The sequence below is a fragment of the Bremerella cremea genome (assembly GCF_003335505.1).
Classification (GTDB): domain Bacteria; phylum Planctomycetota; class Planctomycetia; order Pirellulales; family Pirellulaceae; genus Bremerella; species Bremerella cremea_A.
Window position 1 is genome coordinate 385289 of sequence record NZ_QPEX01000010.1, and the last position, 12988, is coordinate 398276.

Annotated in this window: 10 protein-coding genes and 1 tRNA gene; 6 read left to right on the plus strand and 5 right to left on the minus strand. The window is 52.2% G+C overall.

Going from position 1 to position 12988, the window contains the following annotated elements; genetic code table 11:
- Positions 1-4: 4 nt before the first annotated feature.
- The gene (locus DTL42_RS02830) at positions 5-832 is read left to right on the plus strand and encodes an alpha/beta hydrolase family protein (RefSeq protein ID WP_114367170.1); all 828 of its coding nucleotides are present in this window, start codon (positions 5-7) and stop codon (positions 830-832) included.
- 481 nt (positions 833-1313) lie between these two features.
- Here DTL42_RS02830 and DTL42_RS02835 read toward each other — a convergent pair.
- Positions 1314-1387: transfer RNA gene (locus tag DTL42_RS02835), tRNA-Met, on the minus strand.
- A 297-nt stretch (positions 1388-1684) separates the two neighbouring features.
- Here DTL42_RS02835 and DTL42_RS02840 point away from each other — a divergent pair.
- Positions 1685-3835 carry a prenyltransferase/squalene oxidase repeat-containing protein gene (locus DTL42_RS02840; RefSeq protein ID WP_114367171.1) on the plus strand — a complete coding sequence of 717 codons (2151 nt, stop codon included), beginning with the start codon at positions 1685-1687 and terminating at the stop codon, positions 3833-3835.
- A 171-nt stretch (positions 3836-4006) separates the two neighbouring features.
- On the opposite strand, the gene DTL42_RS02845 is transcribed toward DTL42_RS02840, so the two are convergent.
- From DTL42_RS02845 to DTL42_RS02855, 3 genes are all read right to left on the minus strand, one after another.
- A complete protein-coding gene (locus DTL42_RS02845) occupies positions 4007-4195 on the minus strand; it encodes a YqaE/Pmp3 family membrane protein (protein ID WP_114367172.1) in 189 nt (62 codons plus the stop codon).
- Positions 4196-4264: 69 nt separating this feature from the next.
- On the minus strand, positions 4265-4735 hold the full coding sequence (locus DTL42_RS02850) for a PA2169 family four-helix-bundle protein (RefSeq protein ID WP_114367173.1): 471 nt from the start codon (positions 4733-4735) through the stop codon (positions 4265-4267).
- A 289-nt stretch (positions 4736-5024) separates the two neighbouring features.
- On the minus strand, positions 5025-5321 hold the full coding sequence (locus DTL42_RS02855; protein WP_114367174.1) for a hypothetical protein: 297 nt from the start codon (positions 5319-5321) through the stop codon (positions 5025-5027).
- A gap of 707 nt (positions 5322-6028) precedes the next feature.
- On the opposite strand from DTL42_RS02855, the gene DTL42_RS02860 reads away from it, so the two are divergent.
- From DTL42_RS02860 to DTL42_RS02870, 3 genes are all read left to right on the plus strand, one after another.
- Complete coding sequence (locus tag DTL42_RS02860) at positions 6029-9295, plus strand: response regulator (protein ID WP_114367175.1); 3267 nt, start codon at positions 6029-6031, stop codon at positions 9293-9295.
- A gap of 354 nt (positions 9296-9649) precedes the next feature.
- Positions 9650-9820 (plus strand): DUF1328 domain-containing protein, encoded by a 171-nt coding sequence (locus DTL42_RS02865; RefSeq protein WP_105352314.1) that lies wholly within the window; start codon positions 9650-9652, stop codon positions 9818-9820.
- A 312-nt stretch (positions 9821-10132) separates the two neighbouring features.
- Positions 10133-10663 carry a hypothetical protein gene (locus tag DTL42_RS02870; RefSeq protein ID WP_114367176.1) on the plus strand — a complete coding sequence of 177 codons (531 nt, stop codon included), beginning with the start codon at positions 10133-10135 and terminating at the stop codon, positions 10661-10663.
- Here the strand turns inward: DTL42_RS02870 and DTL42_RS02875 are convergent.
- Positions 10647-12095, minus strand: a complete 1449-nt coding sequence (locus tag DTL42_RS02875) for a sigma-54-dependent transcriptional regulator (RefSeq protein WP_114367177.1) — start codon at positions 12093-12095, stop codon at positions 10647-10649. The two genes, DTL42_RS02870 and DTL42_RS02875, sit on opposite strands and share 17 nt — an antisense overlap.
- A gap of 385 nt (positions 12096-12480) precedes the next feature.
- Between DTL42_RS02875 and dps the strand changes: the two genes are divergently transcribed.
- Positions 12481-12951, plus strand: coding sequence for a DNA starvation/stationary phase protection protein Dps (gene dps, locus DTL42_RS02880; protein ID WP_114367178.1), 471 nt, complete (start codon positions 12481-12483; stop codon positions 12949-12951).
- The last annotated feature ends 37 nt before the right edge of the window (positions 12952-12988 follow it).

Here is a 12988-nt window from a genome sequence, read left to right on the forward strand (position 1 = left end):
GCCGATGAAATCAATCATTTCCCTAGCGTTGTGTAATTTCCTGATCTCTGCTGGGCTTTGCGTTCTGCTACTGTCGTCTTCTGCATTGGCGGAGGCCCTCCAAGAGCCGGTCGACCGCGAGTTCGTCGCCTATTGCGACGGCACCGTGCAGAAGTACGTCTTGATTTTACCTGGCGGCGAACTCCAGGTCGCGCATGACCTGTTGATCGCCTTGCACGGGCACGGTAGCGATCGGTGGCAGTTTGCGACCCACGACCGGGACGAAACCCGCGCTGTGCGCGACGTGGCGGAACAGCATCAAATGATCCTCGCTTGCCCCGACTATCGAGCCACGACGTCATGGATGGGACCAGCCGCAGAAGCGGACATGGTCCAATTGATTGCCCTGCTCAAGCAACGCTATCCGGTTCAACGGGTACTCCTCTGTGGCGGATCGATGGGAGGATCTTCTGCTCTCACTTTCGCAGCACTCCATCCTGATTTAGTAGACGGCGTTGTCGCAATGAACGGAACCGCGAATCATCTCGAGTTCGAGAACTTCCAGGATGCGATCCGTCGATCGTTCGGCGGATCGAAACAAGAGAAGACCGTGGAATACAAGAAACGAAGCGCCGAGTATTGGCCAGAACGCTTCACCATGCCAATAGGGCTGACGACCGGCGGAAAAGATGAAACCGTACCGCCGCAAAGCGTCCAACGTCTGGCCGGTGTGCTCCGCCAGTTGCAAAAAGACCTACTTCATATTCATCGCGAGTCAGGTGGGCATGCTACGAACTACGAAGACGCCAGAAAGGTCCTGGAGTACGTCGTAGACAAAATGGAAACTCCCTAATCCACACTGATCTGACCCATTTTTTGTCGCTTAAACGCCAGCGTTTGTGGCTATTGCCTTTGATTCTCTCATTTGTGCCATTTCCACAGTACACCAAAGGCCAGGACTGTTGGACGTTGAGGCATCAAGGAATGATTGCTTGTTTCCGCGCCGCGTTGGCTGTAATCCGACATAGGCGACTTGGCACGTTTCATCGGTGAAGAGATGTTGGCCAAACGCGACGGCAGCGTTCAGACGAAAAACAAACCCGGCGCTAGCGTCTCTGCCAAATGGGTGAGATAAAGGCTAAAAAGGGCCGTCGGCGTCTCACTTTGTTGTTGGCCGGGTTACGCCTCTCTTAGATTGAGAGAACCGAGTAGAGAAAACGCTTCCTCGTAAACCGTTGCGTATTCATGGGATAAAACGACACGATCTGAAGAGCAGTTCGATCCGGGCACGAAAAAACCCTGGTTGAGCTTTATTTGCTAAACCAGGGTTTAAGTGGCGGGGGCCGGATTTGAACCGACGACCTCGAGGTTATGAGCCTCGCGAGCTACCTAGCTGCTCCACCCCGCGACAATGAGTACAAACAAGCGATGAACTCGTTTGCCTGAGATGATGAATTGTAGGTAAAGGTCATTCTTTGTCCAAGGGGGGCAGCGATGTTTTTTCTGCGTGAGGCGAAAGTTGTTGGCGACTAGTGCGATAGCATGCTGCGATTTCCGCCACAATCGTTAGAACCAGCTTCGATGGACGTGTCTTCCCACTGGGAAAGGGATATCATTTCGTTGGCGAATGGGTAATCTGCACGTAGATTCTCCTAAGCGCTAATATTGCAAGGGATTGCGACTTTTTCAGGGAGCTCACTAGTTCGTGGCAGACGACGATCCACTTTCGCCGAACGAATCGCAAGACGATGCGAAACTAGGTGGAAGCGACAAGCAGAAAGACGACACGAAAAAGAAGGCTCCCATTTCTTTTGGCGGGGTGCCTCCGACGGGAGACGCTTGGAATGTCGTTCCTGCCACGCCCTCCCCTTCCTCGACTCCGCCAGCGCAACCATTGAAAGCCCCTCGCTCGCTGCCGGAGAGCAAGAAGCCACCTACTTCTGAACCTCCCCAGGAAACGCCTGCCGAGAAAACGAAGCTGCCGCCGAAACCGAACAAGCCCAACAAGAAACAGCAGCCTCTGCCTGCGCAGAAGAAAAAGAGCAAACCTTCTCAGCCTGACGTCGCACAGAAAAGTCCTTCCCAGGCCACAGAGCCTTCGCAAGTAGCAGCCCCCCAATCATCTGCCAGCAAGCAATCGGCTCAGGCACAAGCGAAACCGGAAGAGCCATCCGCGGAAACAGTTCGACCGGCAACGAAAGCCCGCTCAGTCGAACCCAGCGCGGGCAAAGAACCAGCCCGTAAGGACGCAACCGCCAAGCCAACACCTCCCCCAGTTTCCCCTTCCCAAGAAAAGCCTGACACGTCCAGTAAGCCTCTGCCTACGCCTGGCAAGAAAGGCAAGCTTCCCAATTTGGTCCCAGCTCGGCAAGTTCCGCCGGTCACTGCGGAAGAAGCGGCCGGGCCATTGGTCGAGGTCGAGCGGGAAGAACTGCCCTGGTATCAGCAAATCCGGATTGCCGCCATCCACGACACACCAGCGTGGTTGGCTAGTTTGATCGTCCATTTTGTCGTCATCATCTTGTTTCTGTTACTGACGGTTGCCACTTACCACCAGGAACCTCAAGTGGTCGAAGCGACCTACGCGGAAGACCTTGGCGAGCAGCTTGAATACAACATGCTGGTGCTTGATGCGGCTGAATTCGAAATTGAGAACAATTCTGGAACGCTAGAGAATCTTGTCGAGACCGCCGAAATTCCTTTGCCGAAGTCGCTAACCGAGGTCGATCTCGTTGGTACCGAAGCGGTACGGCTCGAAGAGCAAGAGATCCTGGGAACAGAACTGATGGCCCGTGGCGAGGGAGCCACGAAGCGCGCTTTAATCCAAGCCTACGGTGGCAGCGCGACGACCGAGCAAGCAGTCGCGGAAGCTTTGGCCTGGCTCAAACGCAACCAAGGTCGAGATGGCTCGTGGAGTCTGACGGGGCCCTACTCGGATGGTTCCAGCATTGAAAACAAAGTCTCAGCAACCGCCATGGCTCTCTTAGCATTCCAAGGTGCCGGTCATACCGATCGAAGCGGCGATCATGCCAAGGTCGTTGCCCGAGGTTGGAGCTTTCTGTTCGGTCGGTTGAGTTCCGATGGGAGTTTCCTCGATCGCGACACGATGCCCAATCAACACCGCCCCTACACGCAAGCCCAAGCAACGATCGCCTTGTGCGAGCTTTACGCGATGACCGGGGATGCCGAGCTAAAACCGAAAGCTCAAGCGGCCATCAACTATGCCGTTTCGTGGCAAGCACCGGAAGGTGGCTGGCGGTATACACCGGGATTAGAGTCCGATCTTTCAGTAACCGGTTGGTTTTTAATGGCCTTACAAAGCGCCCGCATGGCCAATTTAGAAGTCCCTGAGGAAACACTGACCAATGTCGATAGGTTTCTAGCGAGTGTCTCTTCGACGCCCAAAGAAGACGGCATGTTCCTGCTAGGTAGCCGTTATCAATATCGAGACCAATCGGCCGAACGCCCCACCCCGACGATGACCGCCGAGGGCCTTCTTTGTCGCCAGTATCTTGGTTGGCAACAGGACGATCCTCGCTTGCTCGATGGGATGCAGTACATTTTGAAAAACCCCATCCAGTGGAAAGAACCCAACGTCTACTATTGGTACTACGCCACCCAGGTCGCGCATCACGCAGAAGGGAACGCCTGGCGTGATTGGAATGCCAAACTACGACAAGTCGTCCCTGAGAATCAAGTTCAAACCGGACGAGAGAAAGGCAGTTGGGACCCCGCTTACGACGAATACGGCATCAAAGCAGGTCGGCTCTTTATGACTTGCCTTTGCACCTACATGCTGGAAGTCTACTATCGGCACCTGCCAATCTACAGCAAGCAAGATCTAGTTCGTCCTTAACAATACTCCCAACATCTGCAGCGATGACCAACTAGCGCATAAAGCACGCCCACACCTTCAAGTTGTCTGACGAAGCTTGAAGATATGGGCGTGCTGGGCAACTCGGACGATGCCGTGCGGTAGGAATTCAACTGCGAATTGCTATCCTACCGTCTGTTTGCCGGACTAGTCTTACTTACGCAAGATAACCCAAACGGCATGGATAATACCTGGCACAAAACCACACATAGTCAGCAGGATGTTGAGCCAGAAGTGCAGCCCTAACCCGACTTCAAAGAAGACTCCCAGTGGCGGTAAAATAATCGCCAAGAGGATACGAATAATGTCAGCGGTTCCTTCATTCTTTGCGACGGTACTCATGGCCGTATATCCTTTTGAAAAAACAATTCAATGGTTGTCTGGGAATCGAATTCCTGAACTTCAGACTTCTTAGTTGGCCCGACGATGGGCATCTCGTATGGCGCGAACACGTTGATGTGCAGCGCGTATGCCGCCAAATTGGCGATGAAGAATGTCGCTAACTGCCGAACCTGGGTCGCGTGTCAGCACCTCTTCGTATTTCTTTTCAATACTTTCTTCTGCTGCTTCCGCTTCGTTGAGCATGGTCGTTGTGCCAGCACCCAGTGTGGCTCGCAGACTGATAAGCAAGCGATGTGCGGCACCAGCGAGACTGCCTGTTTCTTCTATCGTGGCATCGTTGAAATTCAACAACGACTCCAACTCGGCAACGTTACGGTTTCGTTCGGATGCGAGTTCACGAAACATGATCGCAACGGACGAGTTCGCCGTACCATCCGCTAATTCCTGGAACGTATTCCGGCTATCGACATTGATATGAATGAGTTCTTGCACGCTTGAAATGGTTTCAGGCGTCAATTTAGTTTTCGTTTCAAGTGACATGACCTAGCCCTCCTGCCGTGTAGACATGATGAGTTCGCGATCCCGCGAAGTGTCTTGAGCACCGGCCCAAGTCTGGGAAACTCAACCGCAAGCGGCATGCCACACTGGCTAAAACCTTCCAATTTCTTTTTTTCGGTCCTTTGCGTGGCCGATCATCGATCATCTCGCGCGTCTGTTTGCCGACGCTCTGACAAGAAATGAATAACCCCCATACCGAAGCATAGGGGTTATTCGCCACTAGAGATTGCAATCGTAGCGATCGATTTGAAGGGAAGCCCGTCCGCCGAACCTACTGATTTTGCATGTCGACGCTTGGCGATAGATGTTCGTCCGACTCATGCTCCAGTTGTTCCGCACCTTCTTTTAACGAATTTGCGGATTCGTTGATGAACTTCTTAGTGGCATCGGTTGCCTTTTCGGTGTCTTCCTTGAGCTGAACTTTGTCGATTTCAATGGTGCTCTTATCTGGGTTATCGCTGAAATGCACCCACCCCATCCCGAAGCCAACCCCGAAGAAAAGGATCGCCAAGATAGCGACGGTAGCGAGAAGACCTGCCAATGCCCCACCATTTCGTGTACGTTTCATCGAATTGTTCCTTTTTTTGTGTGTTGTTGCCAAAGCACCCAATTCACTTTGCCCCCTTATTGGGTAACCAACGCCCAAATGCAGCTCATGTGCCAACATCGCTAAAACAGGCCAATTCGTTCCCTCTAATTGACTTAGGGAACATTTGCGAGCCGGTAAGTATAGGTTCGTCGATCAGTGTGGCCGGAATGCGATCAACTAGCCGATCTTGTCACAACAACTTGATCGAAAAGCGACCAGAAGCGAGGTTCTGCCATACCGATCTCAAGAAAATCGTTTGATGGCATAAAAGTTGCTAATAGTGGTAATGCTTTCCTAGTCGTTTAGTAAAGCCATTACCTTTGGTAACGGACACTGGGATATACATCTTCTAGGCTATCTTGTTTATCCTGTTGCGAATTGCCTAAGAGAACTGGCCTTGATGTTTGATTCAGGCGGAAGTCAGGCTAAGCACCATTTGTACCACAACAACTTTGCGACCTTATGTATTAAGTTTGGCCAAGATGGTCCCAAGATGGTGACCAACTCAGCTAAACATGAAGCACCTAGCCGAAAAATCAAGAAGACCTTGTGCGATGGTTTTCAAACTTGATGAAGATGGTAAGTTTCTTGTCTCGCATCGCGAAGTATGACAACCTTACGAATAATGAAATAGATCGAGACGGGATTGTCTCGGTGTAAGCGATCCACAACAGGCAACTCACTCAATGTCGTTAAAGCCTACAGCAGGAAAACTTTGGGATGAGAGTCTTCGGGCTATCTTAAACGCCTCACCCGATGCAATCATCGCGATCAATGATTACGGGGAGATTGTTGATTGGAACCAAGCTGCAAACGCCACGTTTCTTTGGCCTACGCAAGTCACTCGTCTGCGACTTTCTGACTTATTCAAAACACAAGACCTACAAGAGATCGTTTCTAGCATTCGCAGCTTGACCGATAAGGGAGCCAGCGACCAGCGGATTGAATTGCTTGCTCGCCGAGCCGATGGCAACCTGATTCCGGTAGAGCTTTCGATCGGTCGAGTGATTATCTCGAATCAGATCTACTTCAATGCTTTCGTCCGTGATATTACCGAGTGGCGGCAAGAAGAAGAACTGCACAGTAAACAATTACTGGAAGCAGAATTACTAAGCCAGGCAACGTCGCAAGCAGCCACAGCCGTAACTTTCGCTGAATCTTTACAACGTTTGCTAGACATCATTTGTACGCAAATTGACTGGCCCATCGGCCATGTTTGGATGCCATACGATAGCGGTTTGATGTTAGCCTCGTCGCACATCTGGCATCAAAAAACAGGGCTCGATATTGCGGACTTTGTCGAGAAAACTCAACTCACCCACTTCCGCTTTGGCGAGGGCATGCCAGGGGCGATTTGGAAACGTCGTGAGCCGGTTTGGTTCGACGAGTCTGAAGTCAAGCAAATGATTCGGATGAGTTCCCACAAAGGCTCTCCTATTCGCTCCGCGTTTGGCTTTCCTGTGATCGCTGACGGCGATGTGGTAACAATTCTGGAATTCTTCCACACTGATAAGGTCCAGCAAGATCAAGCCTTATTGGATATCGTTCGCCGCGTAGGCGAGCAGATTGGCAAAATTGCCCAATCACGGCGTTTTGAACAACAACGTGCTCGTCTCGCAGCCATTGTCGACTCTTCTTACGACGCCATTATTGGGAAGTCGCTCGATGGTCGCATTACAAGCTGGAATTATGGCGCGGAACTCGTTTACGGTTTCTCTGCCGAGGAAGCCGTAGGAGAGACCATTGGATTCATCTTGCCTAACGATCAGAAGTTTGAAGAAGACGAACTTCTATCGGCTCGGGTAGCAGGTCGACGCGTGGAAGCGTTTGAAACGGTTCGCTGTCGTAAAGACGGCAAAAAGATCCATGTGAGTGTGACCCTCTCGCCGGTAATCGATTCATCTGGCCAGATTGTCGGATCTTCCAGTATCGAAAGAGACATCACCGAACGTCGCCGCGCCGACGAGGAACTGCAACGGGCCCGCGATTCTGCCATTCGCGCCAGTCGTGCCCGGGCCGAGTTCCTCGCCAATGTCAGTCATGAACTGCGGACGCCGATGAATGCCATCATCGGCATGACATCCATGGCATTGGCCGAAGAGCTTACTCCTACCCTGCGTGATTACCTGACCACCGCTAAAGATTCCGCGATGTCGTTGCTTACTCTGCTGAACGACATTCTCGATTTCTCGAAGCTGGAATCAGGAAAGTTTTCCGTCGTCAAAGAGCCATTTAATCTTTCCGACGTCGTGGAAGACTCGATCAAAGCCTTGTCGAACCAGGCGTTCGCGAAGGGGCTAGAATTGGTTTGCCATGTCCCTCGTGACCTCCCCCGCGAGGTAATTGGCGATGGGATTCGTTTGCGTCAAATTTTGACCAACCTGGTTGGCAATGCCATTAAGTTTACCGATGCCGGCGAAGTGGTGGTGGTCGTCGAAGTGGTTCGTATCTGGCCCGACGAGGCACGCTTTCGATTCTCGGTGAAAGACACGGGGATCGGTGTGCCAGCCGAAGAGCAGCAACGCATTCTTGAACCTTTTACGCAAGTCGATTCCTCTTCGACACGCATCCATGGCGGCACCGGGCTCGGCCTGGCAATCACCGCAGAGTTGCTCCGGATCATGGGAGGACGGCTGTCCTTGCAAAGTACCGTGGGCAAGGGAAGCTTGTTCTCGTTTCGCCTGTCCTTTGAACTGCCATCTCGTCAGAACCGCGATACGCTGGATTCTCTTCCCTTCGATAAGCTTCATGATTTGCCAGTGCTGATCGTGGACGATAACGCGACAAATCGTAAGATCATCGCGGAAACGCTTACGACCTGGGGCATGAAACCGATTACCGCCAACGACGCCGAGCAAGCCCTAGGGATCTTGCGGCAGAACCTGGACAACGGGATGAAGTTCCCTCTGGTCATCGTCGATGCGTTGATGCCAGGCATGGACGGCTACGAGCTTTCGCAGCGTGTTAGAAGCCTGTGCCCTGATAGCGAATCCCCAGTGCTGCTAATGGTGTCGTCCGCCGACCGGAAAGATTTTGAAGAGCATGAGGAAACCAGTCCGATTGCCGCTTACGTGCAGAAACCGGTAACACAAACCGAATTGATTCGTGCCATCTTACGAGCGATGAGACTGGCCTCGCTTCCTACCCCTTCCACTTCCTCTGAAAACACGATCTCGACGAATCAACCACTCGCCTCGCTGTCGGTGCTTGTCGCGGAAGACACTCCCGCCAACCAGAAAGTGGTTACGACGATGCTCAAGAAGCGGGGGCATTCCGTTTCTGTCGCTCAGAATGGACGAGAAGCGGTCGAGCTGTTCAAGAAACAAAAGTTCGACGTTGTCTTAATGGACGTGCAGATGCCGATTCTCGACGGGTTTCAAGCCACCTCGGTGATTCGGGCACTCGAACGCAATTCCGACACGACCACCCCCATTATCGCCATGACAGCCCATGCCATGCGTGGCGACCGGGAGAAATGCCTGGAAGCCGGCATGGACGCATACGTTGCCAAGCCACTTGATGTGAAGCAACTGCTCGGCTTGCTTGAAAGTGTCGCCGAGGATCATGCTCCGACCAGCAAATCGCCGGAGGAGCAACTCTTTCAATCCAAGTCGGTCCCGATTGTCGACTATGCAGGGGCGATGAATCGCTTAGGGCACGACCAAGAACTTTTCGCCGACTTCATTACCTATTACGACGAAGACTCGAAAGTGCTTGTGGCGGAAATTGCCGACGCGATTGAAAAGAAGCATACCGGCGACCTTCACCGCGCCGCACATAGCTTAAAAGGGCTCGCCGCAAATCTTGGAGCTCAGCGGGTGGTGAACACCTCGTACAATCTGGAGCTGCTGGGCAAGAACGGTAGCCTCCAAAACGCCGCCAAAGAGCTGGCTAAGCTCCGCAGCGAAATGCAGGAACTCGATAAAGCCCTGGCCAACTACCGTAAGGTTTAAAGGTTGGCTTTCTCAGGCATTCCTTCCACGTCGCTTCTCATCCCTTCTAGCGGACGCCACGACTCGCCGGGCGTCTCACTTGCCTCCGGTCAGGCAAATCGAAGCTGCCAATCGCCACTTTAGCTTCTTCCGAACCATTCTGGTTCCAGTGAGACCACACACTCCTATACAAGTTGGTTGCCACCCGAAGCAGCAAGCCGTTTTCGCCTCGAAATAGCTACTTATTCACGATTCCTCGAGTTTTGGCACGGGGCGTGCATTAGTAATAGTCAGTCAAACGACGGAGACGACAATCGACTCCGCGAGATTGAACAAACGACCATTTCAGAAGTCTTTCCATAAAGGAACTTTATCATGTTGAGTTGGGCACTGACATTTTTGGTTATCGCTCTGATCGCCGCTGCACTTGGTTTTGGTGGTCTCGCCGGGGCCGCAACAGGGATCGCGAAGATCTTGTTCTTCGTCTTTATCGTCCTATTTGTGATCGGTTTGATCGGCGGTGCCGTTCGCCGTCCAGTAGCTTAGGTTTAGGTTGTAGAAGCTGACTCTACTGAGCAGCTTAATCAACCAAACTTGAGCCAATAAAGTGAGGAGGGCAGCCCCATGGGCCCTCCTTCTTTTATTGTGCGAACAGCAAGGAAACTCTTGTTAAGAACAAACAGGACGTGTGCGTTAGCAACCAGCAGGACGACCCCAGGCGTCCTTGGAATTCGTACTTATTGCATTTCAATTCGTTTATGAATTCCCTACCCATGCCTCCCAAAGAGCTTCCCTTTTGCAACCACATGCTGTTCATTTCAATTGACGCAAACTCTCCCGAAAGGTGAAGGTCTCGAAATGAATGCTCCTGAAATGCCTAAATTAGGTCACCAGATAATCCTTGCTGAGGTCGTAGAAGGTCTCCGTGAATATCAACAGATTCTGCTCGACTCTGCTGGGAAGGTAAGCAACACGGAAATGGCCATGCAGCTATACCATTTGGCCAGCGAACATGGCGACTTAGAGACGCAACTGCTGAAGTTGGCACAAGGCGATCTCCGCAACGAAACCCCCTTGGCCACTCCATTTCTCAACCAGATTCGCGCCTTGGGTCAACGTTTACGAGAATTTGGGGATCTATCGCGATCTCGCTATGTCATGTGCGAGATCATTCAGACAGAAGAACGGATGATCCGCCGTTTTCGAGCGTTGATCGACCAGATTTCTGATTCTGCTTGGCGAAAACGGCTCACCACCCATCTGCTTAAGTTGCTTGAGATTCGCGACAGCTTTAACCGTCTACGCAATCTTCAAGCGCAAGAATACAAACGTACGCCAACAGTTCGTCCAAGGAGCAAAGCCTCAAACGATACTATTCATCCGAACTGATGACGTGGTCGATTGAGATGTTCAGCGAGCGAATCTTATTGCGAAGACTTCCTCGCGTAATGCCCAGCTTTTCTGCGGCTTTTGATTGATTCCCCTCGGTGACCGTCAACACCCGGGTAATCAACTGGCGTTCCATCCACTCGAGTGCTTCGGCATACATCTCGGTGGAATTGGCCGCTTCGAGTTCACTGAGGAAAAGCTGAAAGTCTTCGCCGGGTCTGGCCGTCGGCTTGACCTCGGCTGGGGGAGCAATGTCCTCTCCCTCTCCATGTAACTCGCTGGGGAAAAACTCTGGCACAAGCACTGGTCCCACGGCCATCAACATGGCTTTACGTAAGACGGCCTGCAATTCGCGGATGTTGCCAGGCCAGGAATAGCCAAGCAGCATTTTAACGGCTTCGTCGGAGATTCCCGAAATATGCTTTTTCAGCGATTTATTGAAGCGTGACAAAAAGTGTTCCAGCAACAACTGCACATCCCCACCACGCTTTCTTAACGGCGGCAGGTTAATTTGGAATGTGTTGAGTCGATGGTACAAGTCCAAGCGAAACTCGCCGTCTTCAATCATCTGTTCAAGATCACGATTGGTGGCCGAGATGATTCGGACGTCGGTCTCGATGGTCTCTGTCCCGCCCACACGCTCGAACTTCTGCTCTTGCAGCAGCCGCAGCACTTTGCTTTGCGTCGAGGGAGACATGTCACCGATTTCGTCGAGGAAAATCGTGCCGCCGTTGCACTGCTCGAACTTTCCGATATGGCGACGGTCGGCCCCAGTAAATGCTCCCTTTTCATGCCCAAACAGCTCGCTCTCGAGCAAAGTATCGGACAACGCGGCGCAGTTGATCGCCATGAAGCATTCGTTTCGGCGGCTGCTGTGATGATAGATGGCCCGAGCGATAAGCTCTTTGCCGGTACCACTTTCACCCAAGATAATGACAGCCACATCTTGGGGAGCCACTCGGCCAATCTTCTTATAAACGTCCAGCATCCCTTGGCTACGTCCAACAAGCAAATCACCTTGCTCGTTGGACGAGGTCGCTTCCTGCATGTGGACGGGCGACTGCATCAAACGCCGGGTATCAAAAGCCCGTTCGACTAGGTCCTGAACTTCCTGCTTGTTGAGGGGTTTCAGCAAGTAGTCGTACGCCCCGCGCGACATGGCCTGAATCGCGGTATCACTATCGTTCATCGCGGTGATGAAGATGATGGGCAATTTTGGGTCTAAGTGGCGAATCTGCGTGGCCAACTCTAAACCATTGGCTTCCCGCAGCATAATATCAAGCAGGAGCGCATCCGGGGATTCCGTCCGAATCAGGTTCAAACCATCTTCGGCTAGGCTGCAACAAACCGTCGTTACCCCTGTTTCTTCAAAGGTTTTTTCCACCAAACGGTGAACGGTGCGATCGTCGTCGATGACTAACAATTTTGGCATAAACGCCTCCTGGCCAGGGATTTACCAAATTGTAAATGATCTATGGGCAATCGGAAATGGCCGATTGGAATCCGCCTAGGTAAAATTAGGCCTCCCTGCCTAGTACCTCTTGCCTAGCCGAACTGTTTGCCGTCAGTTTGGTTGCCCCTCAACCACTGCGGGCTAAGCTTTTGGTACCCCCTGAAAATCAGGGTATCGCCCATCGACCAGTGAATCTGCCGACGAATTAGCGACCTAATTCGGTCCCGTTAAGATATCGCGGTATCTATAGCGATTTTCACGATCTTTGGCACGCCATTTTCACATTCGCTGGTGACGTTCGGCAGAGCTTTCTGGCGAGCCTCATACTGTTCGCATATCAACAACCAGGAGAGTCCCCGTGACCATGAAATTCAAACGCCACGTCCTGCCAGAAGATAAAGCCAAACCGACTTCGGAAGAACTTCAAAAAAATTTGATCGCTTTGATCGATCTTTCCCTAACGCTGAAACAAGCTCACTGGAATGTTGTGGGAAAGAACTTCCGTTCGATCCATCTCCAGCTTGACGAGATCATCCTGACCACCCGGGATGCTTCCGATGAAGTGGCCGAGCGGATTGTGATGATCGGTTTTTCTCCCGATGGGCGGTCGAGCACCGTCGCCAAAGAGACGCCTTTGAAGTCGTACGATACCGGCTTCGTCAGCGTCGATGGAACCATTCAAGCGGTCGCCGATGCCTTGCAAACGACCATTGGCGAGCTGCGTGAAGGAATTGAAAAACTTGACGACTTAGACCTGGTAAGCCAGGACATGCTGATCGCGGTTTCCAGCGCCCTGGAGAAACATCTCTGGATGATTCAAGCTCAAGAACTGTAAACCTTTTGAAGTTGCCTCTAAGCACGTCGACGTTGCG